Source organism: Bradyrhizobium sp. HKCCYLRH3059, assembly GCF_051168035.1.
Taxonomy (GTDB): domain Bacteria; phylum Pseudomonadota; class Alphaproteobacteria; order Rhizobiales; family Xanthobacteraceae; genus Bradyrhizobium.
This window is the reverse complement of sequence record NZ_JBNPUF010000006.1, coordinates 266346-283133: the sequence shown is the minus strand read 5'-3', so window position 1 is coordinate 283133 and position 16788 is coordinate 266346. Positions and strand designations below refer to the sequence as shown.

19 protein-coding genes are annotated in these 16788 nt (G+C 65.1%); 10 read left to right on the top strand and 9 right to left on the bottom strand.

What is annotated here, in order from left to right:
• Nucleotides 1-6: 6 nt before the first annotated feature.
• Together ACQR13_RS20490 and ACQR13_RS20485 are read right to left on the bottom strand one after the other, a co-directional pair.
• The gene (locus ACQR13_RS20490) at nucleotides 7-864 is read right to left on the bottom strand and encodes a PCC domain-containing protein (protein WP_316188441.1); all 858 of its coding nucleotides are present in this window, start codon (nucleotides 862-864) and stop codon (nucleotides 7-9) included.
• Nucleotides 865-870: 6 nt separating this feature from the next.
• Entirely contained in the window at nucleotides 871-2472 is a 1602-nt protein-coding gene (locus ACQR13_RS20485) for an acyl-CoA synthetase (protein WP_434863143.1), read from the bottom strand.
• Nucleotides 2473-2727: 255 nt separating this feature from the next.
• Between ACQR13_RS20485 and ACQR13_RS20480 the strand changes: the two genes are divergently transcribed.
• From ACQR13_RS20480 to ACQR13_RS20470, 3 genes are all read left to right on the top strand, one after another.
• Complete coding sequence (locus ACQR13_RS20480; protein WP_315827630.1) at nucleotides 2728-3270, top strand: DUF3828 domain-containing protein; 543 nt, start codon at nucleotides 2728-2730, stop codon at nucleotides 3268-3270.
• A 6-nt stretch (nucleotides 3271-3276) separates the two neighbouring features.
• Nucleotides 3277-3549 (top strand): GNAT family N-acetyltransferase, encoded by a 273-nt coding sequence (locus ACQR13_RS20475; RefSeq protein ID WP_315711742.1) that lies wholly within the window; start codon nucleotides 3277-3279, stop codon nucleotides 3547-3549.
• Nucleotides 3550-3664: 115 nt separating this feature from the next.
• Complete coding sequence (locus ACQR13_RS20470; protein ID WP_315751025.1) at nucleotides 3665-3829, top strand: DUF1127 domain-containing protein; 165 nt, start codon at nucleotides 3665-3667, stop codon at nucleotides 3827-3829.
• A 99-nt stretch (nucleotides 3830-3928) separates the two neighbouring features.
• Here ACQR13_RS20470 and ACQR13_RS20465 read toward each other — a convergent pair whose 3' ends face one another.
• Nucleotides 3929-4336 carry a DUF3597 domain-containing protein gene (locus ACQR13_RS20465; protein WP_315711740.1) on the bottom strand — a complete coding sequence of 136 codons (408 nt, stop codon included), beginning with the start codon at nucleotides 4334-4336 and terminating at the stop codon, nucleotides 3929-3931.
• A 402-nt stretch (nucleotides 4337-4738) separates the two neighbouring features.
• On the opposite strand from ACQR13_RS20465, the gene ACQR13_RS20460 reads away from it, so the two are divergent.
• Together ACQR13_RS20460 and ACQR13_RS20455 are read left to right on the top strand one after the other, a co-directional pair.
• Nucleotides 4739-5650, top strand: a complete 912-nt coding sequence (locus ACQR13_RS20460) for a DUF2189 domain-containing protein (RefSeq protein WP_315751023.1) — start codon at nucleotides 4739-4741, stop codon at nucleotides 5648-5650.
• A gap of 190 nt (nucleotides 5651-5840) precedes the next feature.
• Complete coding sequence (locus tag ACQR13_RS20455; protein ID WP_315751021.1) at nucleotides 5841-6662, top strand: lytic murein transglycosylase; 822 nt, start codon at nucleotides 5841-5843, stop codon at nucleotides 6660-6662.
• Nucleotides 6663-6732: 70 nt separating this feature from the next.
• On the opposite strand, the gene ACQR13_RS20450 is transcribed toward ACQR13_RS20455, so the two are convergent.
• Nucleotides 6733-6999: a hypothetical protein gene (locus ACQR13_RS20450; protein ID WP_315712608.1), complete on the bottom strand. Its 267-nt coding sequence runs from the start codon at nucleotides 6997-6999 to the stop codon at nucleotides 6733-6735.
• Nucleotides 7000-7474: 475 nt separating this feature from the next.
• Here ACQR13_RS20450 and ACQR13_RS20445 point away from each other — a divergent pair, with 475 nt between their 5' ends.
• The 5 genes from ACQR13_RS20445 to ACQR13_RS20425 all read left to right on the top strand — a co-directional run bounded on the left by ACQR13_RS20445 (nucleotide 7475) and on the right by ACQR13_RS20425 (nucleotide 12217).
• A complete protein-coding gene (locus ACQR13_RS20445) occupies nucleotides 7475-7627 on the top strand; it encodes a DUF1127 domain-containing protein (protein WP_006614327.1) in 153 nt (50 codons plus the stop codon).
• A gap of 155 nt (nucleotides 7628-7782) precedes the next feature.
• Complete coding sequence (gene trmFO, locus ACQR13_RS20440; RefSeq protein ID WP_315711734.1) at nucleotides 7783-9216, top strand: methylenetetrahydrofolate--tRNA-(uracil(54)-C(5))-methyltransferase (FADH(2)-oxidizing) TrmFO; 1434 nt, start codon at nucleotides 7783-7785, stop codon at nucleotides 9214-9216.
• 7 nt (nucleotides 9217-9223) lie between these two features.
• Nucleotides 9224-10324, top strand: a complete 1101-nt coding sequence (locus ACQR13_RS20435; RefSeq protein ID WP_315711732.1) for a serine/threonine protein kinase — start codon at nucleotides 9224-9226, stop codon at nucleotides 10322-10324.
• Nucleotides 10325-10390: 66 nt separating this feature from the next.
• Nucleotides 10391-11281 carry a TauD/TfdA dioxygenase family protein gene (locus ACQR13_RS20430; protein ID WP_315751018.1) on the top strand — a complete coding sequence of 297 codons (891 nt, stop codon included), beginning with the start codon at nucleotides 10391-10393 and terminating at the stop codon, nucleotides 11279-11281.
• A 243-nt stretch (nucleotides 11282-11524) separates the two neighbouring features.
• Nucleotides 11525-12217, top strand: coding sequence for a TauD/TfdA dioxygenase family protein (locus ACQR13_RS20425; RefSeq protein WP_315711730.1), 693 nt, complete (start codon nucleotides 11525-11527; stop codon nucleotides 12215-12217).
• A gap of 13 nt (nucleotides 12218-12230) precedes the next feature.
• Here the strand turns inward: ACQR13_RS20425 and ACQR13_RS20420 are convergent, their stop codons facing one another.
• From ACQR13_RS20420 to yajC, 5 genes are all read right to left on the bottom strand, one after another.
• Complete coding sequence (locus ACQR13_RS20420) at nucleotides 12231-13091, bottom strand: phytoene/squalene synthase family protein (protein WP_434863142.1); 861 nt, start codon at nucleotides 13089-13091, stop codon at nucleotides 12231-12233.
• Nucleotides 13088-13465: an Mth938-like domain-containing protein gene (locus tag ACQR13_RS20415; protein WP_315711727.1), complete on the bottom strand. Its 378-nt coding sequence runs from the start codon at nucleotides 13463-13465 to the stop codon at nucleotides 13088-13090. The genes ACQR13_RS20420 and ACQR13_RS20415 overlap by 4 nt, the downstream gene beginning before the upstream one ends.
• A 42-nt stretch (nucleotides 13466-13507) precedes the next feature.
• Nucleotides 13508-14521 carry a protein translocase subunit SecF gene (gene secF / locus ACQR13_RS20410; RefSeq protein WP_316170173.1) on the bottom strand — a complete coding sequence of 338 codons (1014 nt, stop codon included), beginning with the start codon at nucleotides 14519-14521 and terminating at the stop codon, nucleotides 13508-13510.
• 8 nt (nucleotides 14522-14529) lie between these two features.
• Nucleotides 14530-16131: a protein translocase subunit SecD gene (gene secD / locus ACQR13_RS20405; RefSeq protein WP_315711724.1), complete on the bottom strand. Its 1602-nt coding sequence runs from the start codon at nucleotides 16129-16131 to the stop codon at nucleotides 14530-14532.
• A gap of 88 nt (nucleotides 16132-16219) precedes the next feature.
• Nucleotides 16220-16588, bottom strand: coding sequence for a preprotein translocase subunit YajC (yajC, locus tag ACQR13_RS20400; protein ID WP_006614336.1), 369 nt, complete (start codon nucleotides 16586-16588; stop codon nucleotides 16220-16222).
• Nucleotides 16589-16788 lie beyond the last annotated feature (200 nt).

Sequence of the window (16788 nt, the reverse complement as noted above, 5' to 3'; positions counted from 1 at the left end):
CGCGGGCTACGCCACGACCTCCAGCACCAGCTCCATCGTCATCAGCACCGGATTGTCGCCGCGGACGAGGCGCCCCCGCGCGAGCGCGCCGGTGTAGTCGACCAGCGCGGCGTCAACAGTGGCTTCAAGGCCGTCGTCGCCCGGCGCGATCGCGCCGGCGGTGATGGTCAGCTCCGTCGCGAACGGCTCGACGACGACGCCGTCCTCGAAGCGCGCCCCGATGGTCGAGCCGACGCCGCCGCGAATGCGGGCCTTGCTGATCCCCTGCGCCCGGCAGAATGCCTCAAGGCAGCCGGCGAAATCCTGGTTCGGCCGCAGTCGGAGCGCGAAGGCGCGGCGATCCGTCATGGCGCCGCTTCGCGCGGCCGCTACCGGCCCGAACAGCTTGAAGCCGGTCTCGACGTCCGGCTCTGCCGTGAAGATCGCGCCGTCGAGCCCGAAGGCGTCGACCTCGAACGGCTCGGCGACGATGGTCTCCTCCGGCAGGATGTGCCCGCCGCCGTTGCGGCTCCCCTCCTCCATCCACAGCGCGTGGCAATGGAAGAATGGCGCGCCGTCGCGCACGCCGAGCGTCATCGTCCCCGTCGACAGGCGCGTCACACCGGCGGGACGATAGGTGTCGCTGTAGAACGCGGCATGATCCGCCGTCTTCGACAGCGCCGGCATCACATAGGCGAACGGTCCGAGCGCACCGCCTTTGATATCGAGCACACCGCCGGCAAAGCCATTGGCCGCAAAGCCGCGGCGCGCGGCGTCCAAGAGCGGCAACCCCTGCTCCATGGTGAAGGTGAACACACGGCCGCGGGCCTCGACCCACTGGATGCGATCCGCGACGGGCGCACCGGGCTGGGTGATGGATCGCATCACGCGTCAGCCCTGCCTGGTGAGATCGAGCAGGCCGCGCGCCTCGAGCTCGTCGCGCACCAGACGCTTCGGAATCTTGCCATAGCCCGATTTGGGCAACGCGTCCCAGAAGAAAAAGCGCTTCGGCATCTTGTAGCGCGGCAGCTTGGTGGCGAGATAGCCGGCGATCGCGCTCTCGCTCGGCGCGGCCGCACCTTCGCGCGCCACGCAGACGGCAACACCGACCTCGCCCCACACCGGATCGGGCACGCCGAGCACCGCGACCTCGCCGATGTCGGGATGCGTCAGGATCTTTTCCTCGACTTCGCGCGGATAGATGTTGGAGCCACCGGAGATGTACATGTCCGAGGCGCGGCCGGTGATGTAGACGAAGCCCTGCGCATCCATGTGGCCGAGATCGCCGGTGCGAAACCAGCCGTCGCGAAACGCCTTCGCATTGGCGTCGGGATTGTCGTAGTAGCCCGCGAACACGGCCGGACCGATGACGCAGATCTCGCCGGTCTCGCCCGGCTTCAGCTCGCGTCCCTGATCGTCCTGGATCGAGACCTGCATGCCGGTGCGCTCATAGCCGCAGGTGCCGATCCGCGCCTCCGGCCCATCCTCTTCCTCGTGCGCCGCGGCCGGGAACACAGTGATGTTGCCGGTGACCTCGCCGAGGCCGAAATACTGCACGATCACCTTGCCGAGCCGCGCCAGCGCGCGCTTCTGGTCCTCGCGATACATCGGCGCGCCGGCATAGATCACGTGGCGCAGCGAGGAGTGATCGAACTGGTCGACCGCGGGATGCTCGACCATCATCTTCAGGATGGTCGGGACCGTGAACAGGTTGCTGACGCGATGCATCTCGATCAGGCGGAAGGCTTCGGTGATGTCGAACTTCTCGCTCGGCAGCAGCACGGTCTTGGCACCGCGCGCGCTCTGCATCAGCTGGTGCACGCCGGCGCCGTGCGACAGCGGCGCCACGACGAGCGACGCGTCGTGCTCGGTCGTGCCCGGCGTCAGGTCTGCAAGATGGTTCGTGATGACGAACGCCATCTGGCCATGCGTCAGCACCGCCGCCTTGGAGCGACCGGTCGTGCCGGAGGTGAAGAAGAACCAGCAGGGATCGTCATGCTCGACGGCCGCGTTCGCGACGTGTGCGCCGACATGCGCCTTCATTGCGTCGGCCACGGCCCCCGTGCCGAAGCTGCCGCCTTCACCGATGCGCCAGGTAAAGTCAGCAGTCGTCACTGCGGCAGCATGATCCGGAAAGTCGCCGTGGCAGAGAAACGCCTTCGCGCCCGAGGCGGTCGCGAGATAGGCGACCTCGTCCGGCATCAGTCGGAAATTGGTGGGCACCCAGACCGCGCCGAGCCGGAACGCGGCGAACATCGAGACGAACATCTCCTCGCAGTTCTTGGAGTGCACCAGAATGCGATCGCCCTTGGCGATCCCCTGCTCGGCCAGCGCCGCCGCGAGCGCCGAGACCATCGCGTCGATTTCGCGCCAGGTCCACGACCTCTCGCCCCAGACGAAGCCGACGCGGTCGCCGAGCCGGCGGCCATTTTGCGTGACGATATGCGCGAGGTTCATCACCCGGCGGGACATGCGCAGGGGTGCCGGTGTCATCGACAATCTCTCGCGCCGCTGCTGCTGACGAACAGACCCATGGAAGCGTCCCCTCGATCGATCCTTCAGGCGATCTCAGCCGCCCGATACCTTTGGGCCTGTTTATCCCGGTCCTGCTCGCCCTCGCAAGGCCGGCCTCCCCATCCCACCCATGCGGTGGCGTGTTTCGAACGGATGCGGATGCCGCGCGACAAACCGTGGCCGGCCGCGCATTTCTTCATATCACCGCGCGCCGAATCTGATTTGAGGACAACCATGATCGATCGTCGCTTCCTGCTTCTCGGCCTCGCTGGCGTGCTCGCCGCTTCTCCGCTGCACGCGCAGGCGCCTGCTTCCAGCGAGCCTGTCGGCATCATGACTGCGATCTACACCCGCGTCGCCAAGGGCAAGGGGGAGGATGGCGGCACCTTCGTCATCGAGGACAAGGCGGCGCGCGCGAAATATCTGTCGAAGTCGCTGGCCGCCCAATGGGCGAAGATGGACGCCCGCACGCCCAAGGGCGAGGTCGGGGCGATCGATTTCGATCCCGTCACGAATTCGCAGGATCCCGATGTCGCCTCGTTCAAGGTGACGTCGGAAATGCAGGACGGCGACAAGGCAACCGTCGCGGTCAGTATTCGCGGCCACCGGACCGAGCGCAAGGAACAGGCCGACGACATCATCCGTTACGACCTCGTGCGCGAAGCGGGCCAATGGAAGATCGACGACATCCGGGGTGCGGTCGATGGCAAGCCATGGTCGATCCGTGCACTGCTGGCGGAGTTCCTCAAGATCACCGAGAAACCTAAACGAAAGTAGAGGCGCATGACTGATGTCCGTGACAACAAGGCCGGGAGCCGCTTCGAGCTCGACATCAACGGCCACGTCGCGTTTGCCAATTACCGGGCCACGCCGCAGGGGGTGATCATCACCCACACCGAGACCCCGCTACCGCTGCGAGGCCGCGGCATCGGTTCGCAGCTCGTGGAAGGTGCCCTCGCGCTGATCCGCGCCGACGGCCGCAAGGTCATCGCGGGCTGCAGCTTCGTCGCCGACTACCTCCGAGACCATCCGGAGAACCGGGACATCATGGCCTGATGGGCCGTGGAATTACCGGGCGAGACGATTGGACGGTGCGCCTTAACGCAATGGCTACCTGGATGGATCAGCAATCCCCCGCCGAGCAAGCAACCAGACCCATGGGGAGAGGCAGATGTTCATCACAGCCATTTTCGACGTTCTCAAGCGCTACGTTCACTACCGCACGCAGCTCGCCTATCTCGACCAGCTCGACGAGCGCACGCTGCGCGACATCGGATTCGACCGCGACCAGCTACATGCGGAGGCCTGGGAACGCGCCGGCTTCGTGCACGTCTGAGGCGCTGGCACAGCCTCACGCCAGACGCGATCCAAGACGACAAAGGCCCGCACGATGGCGGGCCTTTCGCTTGTTGTTCTTGCCGTGAGCGGCGCACGCTCAGTGCTTGATCTCCGGCGGCAGTTTGCCGCCATTGGCGGCGAGCTTGCTCATCACCTGCTTGTGCAGCCACACGTTCATGCTGGCAGAGTCGTTGGTGTCGCCGCTATAGCCGAGCTCCTTGGCGAGCTCCTTGCGTGCAGCGAGGCTCGAATCGATATCGAGCGCCTTCATCAGGTCGACGATCGAGGTTCGCCACTCCAGCTTCTCGTGCTTGGCAGCCGCCGCCTTGTCGACGATCGCAGCCACATCGACATTTTGCGGCGCAGCAGCCGGGGCCGCCGTCGGGGACGCAGCCGCGCCGCCTGCCGGCGCGGCACCGCCCGCGGCGGGCGTGCTGCCGCCGGCCGGTGCCGCCTCGGCATGATGGCCGAAAATCGCGCCCATGATCTTTCCGAAAATGCTCATCAATGGCTCCCAATGGATGGTGATCGTAAGAAGAACTCGGCCGGCGGTGTTCCGTTGCAGAGACGCCCGTCGGAGCCGCTCCGCCACCGCCGTGGCCTGCCAAACGCGAACACGGCGACGAATGTGAAGCTTACCCAAGGCGGAATGACGGCGGAACGACTTTATTGGACCATGCTCAAGCTTCTGCGTAGGCGTGCCAGGCTAATGCACTGCGACATTCACAGCCCTCACCGAGGCGTGAGTAGGCGCAGCCTGTTTTGCCACTATCCTGATGACTTCCGTTCGCGAATGGCCGCCCCGAGGTTCGTCGCGTCTGGCCATCCGCGAATTTGTTCCAACGAGAAGCGCAGCCCGCCTGCGTGGTTGGGAAGCGCCCTACGCAGTTTGAGGGAGCACACGACGATGGCTACCTACCACAGCAATGCTGCCTCCCACGTTCGGGCGGCAGACGAGGTCGCGGCTGAGCTGACGATTCGCACGATCGACATGTCGAGCCTGATGCGTGCGCTGCGGCTCGGCTGGGATGACTTCAAGGCGGTGCCGAGTCACGCCGTGATGCTATGTGCGATCTATCCGGTTCTCGGCCTGGTGCTGGCGCGCGTAGTGTTCGGCTATGCGGTGGTGCCGCTGTTGTTTCCGCTGGCGGCCGGCTTCGCCCTGCTCGGCCCGTTCGCCGCGCTCGGTCTCTATGAGCTCAGCAGCCGCCGTGACCGCGGCGAGGACACCAGTGCCTGGGATGCCCTGGAGGTGCTGCGGTCGCCGTCGTTCGGCTCGATGCTCGGACTGGGCACGCTGCTGCTCGCGCTGTTCGTCACCTGGGTCGCGACCGCGCAGGCGATTTACGTCGCAGTGTTCGGCTATGGCGGCGCGACCGGTGTCAGTGATTTCCTGCAGCGGGTCTTCACTACGCCGCAAGGCTGGTGGCTGATCGCGGTCGGCTGTGGCGCAGGCTTCCTGTTCGCGTTGCTGGCGCTGTGCCTCAGCATCGTGTCCTTCCCATTGATGCTCGACCGTCACGCCGGAGCGCTCGAAGCGGTCGTCACCTCGCTGCGCGTGGCGGCCAAGAATCCAGTTCCGGTTGCGGCCTGGGGCCTCATCGTCGCAGTGCTTCTGGTGGCCGGCACGATCCCGTTCTTCCTCGGTCTCGCCGTCGTGATCCCGGTGCTCGGCCACGCCACCTGGCATCTCTACCGTGAGGCCATCGCGATCCACCCCGACGCCACCCGGATCGTGCCGCCGGTCCCCCGCAGCTCCAAGCCCGCGGCCGATTTCCCGGCGAACCTGTTCCCATGGCGCTCGCGTGACCAGATGTGAGGACGCAGCGATGAGTTTTCACTGCCGCCGGCCTCCGGGCCGGCGGTCGCGTCGAGGGGCCGCAGAGTGTGGCGGCGCTCACGAAATCCGACGCCAATGTGATCGAAAGGCCTTGCTGCTGCCGCGGTTACGCCCGACATGGAGCACGCCCAGCAACGCTTTTTGAATCCATTGCCGTCCAGGTGTTTCGATGATTGCTCGCGTTCTCGCCGTGTCCGCTCTGGCCTGTCTCGCTGCCCTTACCCCCCTGTTAGCGCCAGCGCACGCCGCGGTACCTTGCGGCAACGGCAATTTCGACGGCTGGCTCGCCGAGTTCAAGACCGAGGCTGCAGCCAAGGGCATCTCGCAAAACACGATCAATGCGGCGCTGACGGGCGTGACGCCGGACCAAAGCGTGCTGAACCGCGACCGCGGTCAGAAGGTGTTCAGCCAGACCTTCGAGGAGTTCTCCGGGCGCATGGTGCCGCCGCGCCTGACCCGCGGCTCCAACATGCTGAAGCAATACGGCTCGGTGCTGTCGCGGATCGAGCAGAGCTACGGCGTGCCCGGCGAGGTCCTGGTCGCGATCTGGGGCCTCGAGACCGATTTCGGCGTCAATGTCGGCAAGTTCTCGACCATCCGTGCGCTCGCGACCTTGGCCTATGACTGCCGCCGCGCCGAGCAGTTTCGCGGCGAGTTGCTGGATGCGCTGCGGATCGTCGACCGCGGCGACCTCCAGCCAGCCGAGATGCGCGGCGCCTGGGCCGGCGAGATCGGACAGACCCAGTTCATGCCGTCGTCCTGGATCAAATATGCCGTCGATTTCGACGGCAATGGCCGGCGCGACCTGATCCGCAGCGCGCCCGACGTTCTCGCGTCCACAGCAAACTATTTGAAGGGCTATGGCTGGCAGAAGGGCAAGGACTGGGAGCCCGGCGGCCCGAATTTTGCGGTCATCCAGCAGTGGAACAAGAGCGAGGTCTATGCGCGGACGATCGCAACCTTCGCGACGCAGCTGGCCCGGGCGCCATAGCCTGCCCGGAAAAAGCCGATCGCGGTGACGCGATCGGCCCTTTGGTTCAACGATGCGAACGACTGACGCGCTACTTGATCATCCCGGCCTGCATCGCCTTCGTCAGATGAACGCTGCAGGCGCCCATCTTGCCGCTCAGCAGCGCATCCTGGGCCGCCGCGATCTCTCGCTGTGCCGTGTATCTGGCATCGCCATCAGCCATCGCCTCGATCGCCGTCTCAGTCTTCTCCAGGTTGGCCCCGCTGCAGCCGGCGCCGTGCATCCGCGCCGCCTGAGCCGGACCGAACGCGGTCATCGCCGCGATGACGAGCGCGGCCCCCAACAGTTTGCTGTTCATTGTTTTTCCTCGCTGGTGCGACGGCGCAGGCATCATTGCCGGACGCCGCGACAATTTGTCGCACCACCGCGATATTCTCGCGAAATGAAATCACTGCGAGCCGCGCGTGATCGTGGACATCGGTTCACCGTCGCGACATCAAAGAGTGAATAAAAATTCACGCCGATCGACCCATGCACTTCGTCGGGGCTCGCGAGATGCTCAACGCCTAACGGCTTCACAGCCGTGGTGGCAGGCTATCGATCGGGCTTTTCAAACGAACGATTGAAAAACAGCATGATTACGGAGGTTTCCGACAGATCCGCCCCCTCTGATCCCCCTGCCCGATTCTTACCCAAGCGTTACCCAAGCTATGCGCCGGAGGTTTAGCTGCATCGCAACATCAGCGCTTCCGCATCGCAACAATCTCTTCTATGTTCATTTCAACGATGAGGTTCCAATGAAGAACTGAATCGTGAACTAAAGGAGATTTCTCATGTTGCTCTCGCTCATCCGCATGGTTCAGGCGTTCCGTGAGTATCAGCGCAACGTTGCCGAGCTGTCGCAGCTCAGCGATCGCGAACTCGCCGACATCGGTCTCGATCGCTCGGACATCCCGCGCGTTGCCGCCGGTCACTACAACGGCTGATCGGCCTTCTTCCGATATCTACCGGACATCGCCCGCCTCGCTGCGGGCGTTGCCGCATCTAGGCCTGGCGCAGCGAAACTCATGCGCCCGCTTTCTCGCGCCGAGCCTCATTGGCGCATTTGCAGCGCTCGGGAAAAGCGCTACCTGTCCCGCGCATGACAGGCTCCAAATCACCTTCGAATACCGTCCACGTTGTCGGTGCCGGCCTCGCCGGCTCTGAAGCCGCTTGGCAGCTCGCCGAGGCTGGAGTCGATGTGGTGCTGCACGAGATGCGGCCGGACCGCATGACCGAGGCGCACCGAACCGCCACCGCGGCCGAACTGGTGTGCTCGAACTCTTTCCGCTCCGACGATGCGGCCAACAACGCCGTCGGCCTGCTGCATGCCGAGATGCGCCGGCTGGGCTCGCTGATCATGCGCGCTGCCGACGCCAATCAGGTTCCGGCCGGTGGCGCATTGGCCGTCGACCGCGACGGCTTCTCGGCGGCCGTCGCAGCGGCTCTCGAAGGGCATCCACGCATCGCGCTGCGCCGCGGCGAAGTTACCGGCTTGCCGCCGGCGGAGTGGGATCGCGTCATTGTCGCCACCGGTCCCCTCACCTCGCAGCCGCTCGCCGAGGCCATCCGTGACCTGACCGACGAGACGGCACTTGCTTTCTTCGACGCCATTGCGCCGATCGTGCACAAGGACACGATCGACATGACCAAGGCGTGGTTCCAGTCGCGTTACGACAAGGTCGGTCCGGGCGGCACGGGTGCTGACTACATCAACTGTCCGATGACGAAGGAGCAGTACGACGCCTTCGTCGCGGCGCTGCTCGCCGGCGAGAAGACCGACTTCAAGGAGTGGGAGACCAACACGCCCTATTTCGACGGCTGCCTGCCGGTCGAAGTAATGGCCGAGCGCGGCCACGAGACGCTGCGTCACGGCCCGATGAAGCCGGTCGGCCTGACCAATCCGCACAATCCGACGGTCAAGCCCTACGCGATCGTGCAGCTGCGCCAGGACAACAAGCTCGGCACGCTCTACAACATGGTCGGATTCCAGACGAAGCTGAAATACGGCCCGCAGCAGCAGATCTTCCGCACCATTCCCGGGCTGGAGAACGCGGAGTTCGCGCGGCTCGGCGGCCTGCATCGCAACACCTTCCTCAACTCGCCGAAGCTGCTCGATGCGCAGCTCCGCCTGCGCGTCCAGCCACGGCTGCGCTTTGCCGGCCAGATGACGGGATGCGAGGGGTATGTGGAATCAGCGAGCATCGGCCTGATCGCCGGCCTCTACGCCGCCGCCGAGGTACGTGGCGCCAATCTGCTGCCGCCACCACCAACCACGGCGCTCGGTGCCCTGCTCGGCCATATCACCGGCGGCCACATCGAGACGATCGACGGTGCGACGCGCTCGTTCCAGCCCATGAACATCAATTTCGGTCTGTTCCCGCCGCTGGCGACAACCCCGACCCGCAAGCCGGACGGCACGCGGCTGAAGGGCAACGAGAAGACAGTGGCGAAGAAGCAGGCGATGAGCGCCCGCGCGCTGGCCGATCTCGACCGCTGGATCGCCGAGCACCTGCCCGTCGCGGCCGCTGCGTGAGAGCCCCATGAGTTTGCCGAAGACTGATTTCGCCGTGCTGGCGGCGCGCTGGAGCGAAGGCGTTCTGCTCAAGCGCGACGTGTTCTCGACCGTCGAGCGCGGCCGCTTCAAGAGCGAGGCCGGTGACGTCGACGCCGTGCTGCGCCGGCTCGATGAGGTGCCGTGGTGGTCGTTCGTGCTGGCGCGGCATTTGTTCGCGCGCGAGCGCAAGGCGCTGATGCGCGCCAAGGGGCTCAACGCCGGCCCTGATCTGCTATGGGCTGGGGATCGCGCGCTGGTCCGCGGCTTCATCAATGGCGTGGCGCTGCATCTGGCCAAGCCGCACGGCAACGTCGCCTATTTCCGCTCGGCCAAGCGGATGATGCGCCGGCTGCATCGCGCCGGAATCACGCACAACGATCTCGCCAAGGAGCAGAATTGGCTCGTCGGTCACGACGGCCATTGCTACGTCACCGATTTTCAGTTGGCCGCCTGCTTCGAGAGCCGCAGCCGGCTGTTCCGGATCGCGGCCTATGAGGACCTGCGTCATCTGCTCAAGCATAAGCGGAGTTACGCGCCCGAGGCGCTGACGCCGAAGGAGCGCAAGATCCTGGCACGCAAATCGCTGTTCGCGCGCGTCTGGCTGATGACTGGCAAGAAGGTGTATCGCGCCGTCACGCGCGGCATCTTCAATTTCACCGACCGCGAGGGTGGCGGACGACGCCTGGTCAACGATGCGCCGGTGCTGATGGACATGATCCGGAAGAACCCGGCCGTGCGCGACGCGGCGATCGTTGCCTTCGCAGACCGCCGGACCGGCGTCGGGCTCTATGCGTTCGTCGAGGGAGAGCAGCCGACGCTTGAAACTCAGCTGCAAAACGAGCTTGCTTCAGCCAAGGGCCCGAAGCCGCCGGAGCATATCCAGGTCGTGCATGCCCTGCCGCGCGACGCCAGCGGCAGGCCACGCACTGAACTGTTGCAGCTGGTCGCGATGAACCAGATCGACCTGATCGAACCGATGCTCACGAGCGACAGCGATCGCGCTTTCCTCAAGGACATCCTGGACTCGCGCAAGAACCTGCGCGACCGGTTCAATTTCGAGGCGGACCTGAACCTGCCTTCGGCCTGAGCGGACGAGACTTCGCGGACCGACCATTGTATCCTTTGGTTGCAATGTCGTTTGGGAGGATTGGCAATGAACGTCGAAACCCGCGCGGCCACAACGTCTCGGTCGTCGAACATCGAGATCATCCCGACCGGCCGGCAACTCGGTGCCGAGATTCGACATGTCGATCTCAAGCATCTGGACGATGCGGGCTTCAGCTCCCTGCTCCGTGCCTTTCACACGCACTCCGTTTTGCTGGTGCGCGGCCAGGGTCTGACGGACCAGGACTTGATCGCCTTCAGCCGCCGCTTCGGTGATCTCGACTGGGCGCCGGTGCAGGAGAACGGGCGCCGCTTCGTCGACGGTCTACCCGAAATCTATATCGTCTCGAACGTGAAGGTGAATGGCGAGGCGATCGGCAGCCTCGGCGCGGGCGAAGCGGTGTGGCATACGGACATGTCGTATCTCGACACGCCGCCGATCGCGAGCGCGCTCTACGCGCTGGAAATTCCCCCCGTCGGCGGCAACACGTCGTTCTGCAGCATGTATGCCGTGTACGACGCGCTTCCTCCTGAACTGAAGCGCCGCGTCGCAGATCTGAAGATCAAGCACGACGGCACCTACAACAGCGGCGGCTTCGTCCGACAGGGCGTAACGCCGACCGATGATCCGCGCACATCGCCGGGCGCGATCCATCCGCTGGTCTGCACGCATCCCGATTCCGGCCTGCGGATGCTTTATCTCGGCCGCCGGCGCAATGCCTATCTGGTCGGCCTCGAGCTCGCCGAGTCGGAAGCATTGCTCGACGCGTTGTGGGCCTATGTTGCCCGTCCGGAATTCTCCTGGGAGCATGTCTGGAAGGTCGGAGATCTCGTCATCTGGGACAATCGCTGCACCATGCATCGGCGCGATCCGTTCGATGATCATGCGCGGCGAATCATGCATCGGACCCAGATCAAGGGAACAGATCGCCCACACTGATTCGCTTGCGCGCGGGATCAGCACGATCAAGCGCCAGATTGCCTGCGAATGAGTTGCAGGTTGCTGGATATTTCCTCGCGCATCGCCTTGAAGCGTCCAACTTCCGACTCAGAGCGGCAGAGTGTGCCGACAATCGGCAGATCGTGCCGCGATCCTTCCGCGAATTGCCTCCGAGCCGAAACACCCCCGACAAATTACGATGGTTGATTTGCAGGCGCTGGTGAAACTTGGGAGATGACGCAAGTGAGTCTCAGAAGCAACGTTGCTCGAAGCGCCGAAAGCAGCCTCATCCAGGTCATCCCGACGGGAAAGACGCTCGGTGCCGAGGTCTGCAATGTCGATCTCGGATCCTTCGACGATTGGGCGTTCGCCTCGTTCATGCGCGCGCTGCTCAAGCATCAGGTCCTGCTGGTGCGCGGCCAGCGGCTTGGTGAACGTGACATAGCGGCCTTCAGCCGTCGCTTCGGTCACGCGGATCTATTTTACACCTCCCCCGGGGGCTTGCTGGGCGACAGACTGTCATTCTGCAGCCTCTACGCCGCTTATGACGCGCTCTCACCGGCGCTGCGCAGCCGCGTCGCTCATCTGAAGGTTCGTCATCTCGCGACCGACACCGCCGATGATGGCCGTCGCACCGTCATCGCAGGCCCGGTGCATCCGCTGGTCGGCAATCATATCGATACCGGCCGCTCGATGCTCGCGCTGGGGCAGCGTCGCCATTCCTACGTCGTCGGCCTCGAGCAGGACGAATCCGACGCGCTGCTCGACGATCTCTGGCAGCTTGCCGAACGGCCCGAGTTCAGTTGGACCCACACCTGCCGGCCGGGTGATCTCGTCGTCTGGGACACCCGCTGCACGATCCACCGGCACGAGCCGCCGGACATGCCGAGACTCCTGCACAGCCCGCCGCTCTGGAGCACGATGCCCTCGGCCTGAGCCCGCGACGGGGTCAGCGCGCGCGAAAACTCGTCGTCCCCGCGGCCCGCCACAGCGTCCACAGCGTCGCGAGGCGCGAGCGGGAGCGCGGCTGAAACGGATCGTCGCGGGGTCCGGCCCGCGCAAGGTCGCGCCGGACCAGCGCGAGCGGCAGCAGAACCGGCCGCACGGCCGGTGGCGCCTGACGCGCCAGCTCGAGGGTGTGATCGAGATGCTGCCGGGCCTGCCCGCGCAGCTCCATGATCACCTCCTGGATCGCCGGCGACGCCTTGCCGGAGAACATCTCCTCCTGGCCGACGCCATGCCGCGCGAGAAGATCGAGCGGGACATAGAGCTGCCGGTGGGCCGCATCGCGCGGCAGCGCCGCGATCACCTGGAGCAACCCTTGCGCGATGCCGGCATGGTGCGCGAGATGATCGGCGTCCGCAAACGGCGGCGCAATGATCTGCGCGGCCAGCGCGAACAGCGCGCCACGCGTGTCGCCGAGATAGCCGTCCAGCGCCGCCATCGTCGGCATCGGATCGTTGTAGAGATCGAACTGGTGCTCATCGACCAGGCGCGTCAGCCGCTCGACCGGAAGCGCGAAGCGCTGCACGGTGAGCAGCAATTCGGCCGCAACGGGATTTCCCTCCGCGCCGCCATGTTCGTGACCCGTCAGCGTGTCGTGCCACCACTGCAGGCGGACTTCGCCCGGCAGCGGCTGCGACACGAGATCTCGAATGCGGCTGACTTCGACGTTGAATGCGTACAGCGACAATAGCGCGCGCCGGGGCTCGGGCGACATGAACAGCGTCGAGGCGTAGCGGTCGAAATCGTGCTCGCGGACAAGGCCTGCACAGAACGCGGCGTCGCTGTTGGCGGTCGTCTCGCTCATGGGACGGCGATGAGCGCTGCCGCAACCCGGCGCCGCTCGCCGATCATGACGTTGTAGGTGCGAATCGCGGGGCCGGTCTGCATCGCATCGAGCACGACGTTCACGCCACGCAGGGCCGCGCGCAGCGGTGCCGGCGCGATCCAGACTTCGTTTCCGGTGCCGATGATGAGCGTGTCGATCCTGTTCGCCGCATCAAAAACGCGCTGCAACGAATAGCGGTCGATCTGATCGGGCTGGATGACGTCCCAGGCCCAGATCGAGTCGGGCAGGCACAGCAGCGAGCCGCGATGCGACATGCCGGCAAAGGCGAAGCCGCCTTTGCCATAACCGTCGATCGGCGCGGACCGCGGGAAATGCGGGGCGTCAGTTGCCATGCGAGACCAACATCTCAACCCCGATCCGGGTCCAACGGCTGATCAGGGCTTCTTTTTCGGCTCGTCGATCTGATCACCCCGAACGGTTCCGACGCCGAGATAGATCAGGATCGGCGCGGCGATGAAGATCGAGGTGTAGGTGCCGACCAGCACCACGCCGAACATCATCACCGCGGTGAAGCTGTGGATCGCCGGGCCGCCGAACAAGAGCAAGGCCAGCAGCGCCAGGGTCACCGTGACGTGCGTGATGATCGAGCGCGACAAGGTCGAGTTGATCGATTCGTTGAGCAGCTGCGGCATCGGCATCTTCTTGTAGCGCCGCAGCATCTCGCGGATACGGTCGTAGATGACGACGGTGTCGTTGAGCGAATAGCCGAGAATGGTCAGCAGCGCCGCGATGCTGGTGAGGTCGAAATCGACCTGGCTGATCGACATGAAGCCGATCGTCAACACGATGTCGTGGACGTTGGCGATCATGGCACCGAGCGCGAACTGCCATTCGAACCGGAACCAGAGATAGATCAGGATCGAGATGATCGCGAGCATCAGGCCGAGCATGCCGACGGCCAGGAACTCGCCGGAAACGCGCGGCCCCACCACCTCGACCCGGCGATACTCTACGGAATCGCCGATCGCCGCCTTCACCTTGTTCGCGGCCTCCTGCTGCGCGGCGTCGCCGCCCGGCTGTTCGGCAATTCGGATCAGAACCGATGCATCGGCCGCAGTGCCGAACTGCTGCAGCTGCACCTCGCCCAGACCGAGGGTCGCCAGCGTCGCGCGCATCCCCGCAATGTCGGCGGTGCCGGACTTGGCCCGCACCTCGAGCAAGGTGCCGCCGCGAAAATCGATGCCGAGGTTCAAGCCATGGGTGAAGAACAGCACGATCGCGAGGATCGACAGCGCCGCAGAAATCGGAAAGCTGATGCGGCGGAACTGTGTGAAATCGAAATGCGTGTCGTCGGGAACGATGCGCAGCGACGGCAGCAGGCCGAGCGCGCTGACCACCGTCAGCACCGCGATCAGGATGCCAAGCCCGATGAGAACCCAGTGTGTCACAGTAGCTCCTAGATTGGCACGCTTTGCGGCCGCTTCCACCGCACCCACCCCGCGACGATCAGACGGGTGAGCGTGAAGGCGGTGAAGACCGTGGTGAGGATGCCGATGCCCAAGGTCACGGCGAAGCCGCGCACGGGGCCGGTGCCGATATAGAACAGCACGGCGGCGGCGATGAAGGTGGTGATGTTGGAGTCGAGAATGGTCGCCAATGCGCGCTTGAAGCCGGCGTCGATCGCCGAGATCGCATTGCGGCCGCCGCGCAGCTCCTCGCGGATGCGCTCATAGATCAGCACGTTGGAGTCCACGGCGATGCCGACCGTCAGCACGATGCCGGCGATGCCCGGCAAGGTCAGCGTCGCATTGAGCAGCGACAGCACGCCGAAGATCATCGCGACGTTCACCACCACGGCGATGTTGGCGAACACGCCGAACAGCCGGTAGGTCAGCAGCATGAACACGATGACGAGGATCGAGCCGACATAGGAGGCGAGCTCGCCCTTGGCGATCGAATCGGCGCCGAGGCCCGGACCGACGGTACGCTCCTCGATGACAGTGAGCGGCGCCGGCAGCGCGCCGGCGCGCAGCAGGATCGCGAGCTCGTTGGCGGACTGCACGGTGAAATTGCCAGAGATCTGGCCGGAGCCGCCGGTGATCGGCTCGCGGATGACCGGCGCCGAGATCACCTTGTTGTCGAGGACGATGGCGAACGGCTGCCCGACATTCTCGGTGGTGGCTTGCGCAAACTTGCGCGAGCCGGCCGAGTTGAAGCGGAAGGTGACGATCGGCTCGTTGGTGCGCTGGTCGAAGCCGGTCTGCGCATCGGAGAGATCACCGCCGGAGACAAGCACCTGCTTCTTCACGACATAGGGCTGGTTGGGTGGCGATGCGCTCTGGAGCACCTCGGAATCCGGCGGCACCCGCCCCTGCACCGCCTGATCCGCCGGCACCGAGGTGTCGACCATCCGGAATTCCATCTTGGCCGTGCGCCCGAGCAGGTTCTTGAGCTGCGTCGGATCCTGCAAGCCCGGCACCTGCACCAGGATGCGATCGTTGCCCTGGCGCTGGATCACGGGCTCGACGGTGCCGAGCTCGTTGACGCGGCGCTCGACGATCTGCATCGACTGCTCGATGGTCTGGCGGATGCGTTCGGTGATGGCCGCCGGCGGGATCGTCAGCCGGACCAGTCCGCCGCCGGCATCGCTGACTTCGAGGCTGCGCTGGCCGCTGGAGCCGAGCAGCCCGCCGAGCGGCTGCGAGAGATCGCGCAGCTTGGAGATCGCAGTTCCCGTGTCGCTTTCCTTGGTGATCCGGACCTCGACCCCATCACCCCGGCTCACCAATCCGGTGTAGCCGATCTTGGCATCGCGCAGCGTGCGGCGAACGTCGTCGCGCACGGCATCGAGCCGCTCCTTCTTGATGTAGTTGGAGTCGACCTCGAGCAGCAGATAGGAGCCGCCCTGCAGGTCGAGGCCGAGCACCAGCCGGCGCTGCGCCCAGGCCGGCCAGGTCTTGACCGTCGCTTCGGAGAAGAAGTTGGGCACCGCGCACAGGCACACGACGAGCGCCGTGAGAATGATGCCCAGCGCCTTCCACCGCGTGAAATACAACATGGAGGTTGTCCGTAAGGGCCGTAGCCGGCCCGGAAAATCAGAACATCACAAAGAGCGAAGACCGGCGTTCGACCGGCCAGGCCGGCGATCAGCTCGCGGCTTTCTCGTCCTTCTTGTCGTCCTTTGCGTCTGCCTTCGCGGGCTCGCCCTTGGTGCGGACGCCCGTGATCATCTGGCGCATCTGGCGCACGCGCACGCCGTCGGCGATCTCGAACTCGACCTGGTCGTCGTCGACGACCTTGGTCACCTTGCCGACCAGGCCGCCCTGGGTCACGATGGTGTCGCCGCGGCGGACGTTCTTGACGAGATCGGCGTGCTCTTTGACCTTCTTCTGCTGCGGCCGCAGGATCAGGAAATACATGATCACGAAGATCAGCGCGAACGGCAGCAGCGACATCAGCATGCTGTTGGTGTCGCCAGCGCCGGCGGCCTGGGCATAGGCAGGGGTGATCAGCATGTGGTCGATCCTCGTGGGCAGCGCCCGGTGAGACAGGAATAGCCGGCGAACCACGCTTGTCTCGGCGCGGGCCGGCCTCTTGCGAATTTCGCGCGGAATATAGCGGCAGCAGTCCCAATAGCAAGGCGCCCCGCCCCTTCATTTCGCCCCGCTTGCGGCAGCCGGCGAGGCCCGATATGGCTGCCCCATCAGGAACTTGC

Excerpts from the sequence above, each read along its gene's own strand:
- ACQR13_RS20415 (WP_315711727.1), bottom strand. The coding sequence starts at position 13,465 with ATGGCAACTGACGCCCCGCATTTCCCGCGGTCCGCGCCGATCGACGGT.
- ACQR13_RS20470 (WP_315751025.1), top strand. The coding sequence starts at position 3,665 with ATGTTCATCACAGCCATTTTCGACGTTCTCAAGCGCTACGTTCACTAC.
- ACQR13_RS20490 (WP_316188441.1), bottom strand. The coding sequence starts at position 864 with ATGCGATCCATCACCCAGCCCGGTGCGCCCGTCGCGGATCGCATCCAG.
- ACQR13_RS20480 (WP_315827630.1), top strand. The coding sequence starts at position 2,728 with ATGATCGATCGTCGCTTCCTGCTTCTCGGCCTCGCTGGCGTGCTCGCC.
- ACQR13_RS20450 (WP_315712608.1), bottom strand. The coding sequence starts at position 6,999 with ATGAACAGCAAACTGTTGGGGGCCGCGCTCGTCATCGCGGCGATGACC.
- ACQR13_RS20420 (WP_434863142.1), bottom strand. The coding sequence starts at position 13,091 with ATGAGCGAGACGACCGCCAACAGCGACGCCGCGTTCTGTGCAGGCCTT.
- ACQR13_RS20460 (WP_315751023.1), top strand. The coding sequence starts at position 4,739 with ATGGCTACCTACCACAGCAATGCTGCCTCCCACGTTCGGGCGGCAGAC.
- secD (WP_315711724.1), bottom strand. The coding sequence starts at position 16,131 with ATGTTGTATTTCACGCGGTGGAAGGCGCTGGGCATCATTCTCACGGCG.
- ACQR13_RS20485 (WP_434863143.1), bottom strand. The coding sequence starts at position 2,472 with ATGACACCGGCACCCCTGCGCATGTCCCGCCGGGTGATGAACCTCGCG.
- ACQR13_RS20455 (WP_315751021.1), top strand. The coding sequence starts at position 5,841 with ATGATTGCTCGCGTTCTCGCCGTGTCCGCTCTGGCCTGTCTCGCTGCC.
- trmFO (WP_315711734.1), top strand. The coding sequence starts at position 7,783 with ATGACAGGCTCCAAATCACCTTCGAATACCGTCCACGTTGTCGGTGCC.
- ACQR13_RS20475 (WP_315711742.1), top strand. The coding sequence starts at position 3,277 with ATGACTGATGTCCGTGACAACAAGGCCGGGAGCCGCTTCGAGCTCGAC.
- ACQR13_RS20435 (WP_315711732.1), top strand. The coding sequence starts at position 9,224 with ATGAGTTTGCCGAAGACTGATTTCGCCGTGCTGGCGGCGCGCTGGAGC.
- ACQR13_RS20430 (WP_315751018.1), top strand. The coding sequence starts at position 10,391 with ATGAACGTCGAAACCCGCGCGGCCACAACGTCTCGGTCGTCGAACATC.
- ACQR13_RS20445 (WP_006614327.1), top strand. The coding sequence starts at position 7,475 with ATGTTGCTCTCGCTCATCCGCATGGTTCAGGCGTTCCGTGAGTATCAG.
- yajC (WP_006614336.1), bottom strand. The coding sequence starts at position 16,588 with ATGCTGATCACCCCTGCCTATGCCCAGGCCGCCGGCGCTGGCGACACC.
- ACQR13_RS20465 (WP_315711740.1), bottom strand. The coding sequence starts at position 4,336 with ATGAGCATTTTCGGAAAGATCATGGGCGCGATTTTCGGCCATCATGCC.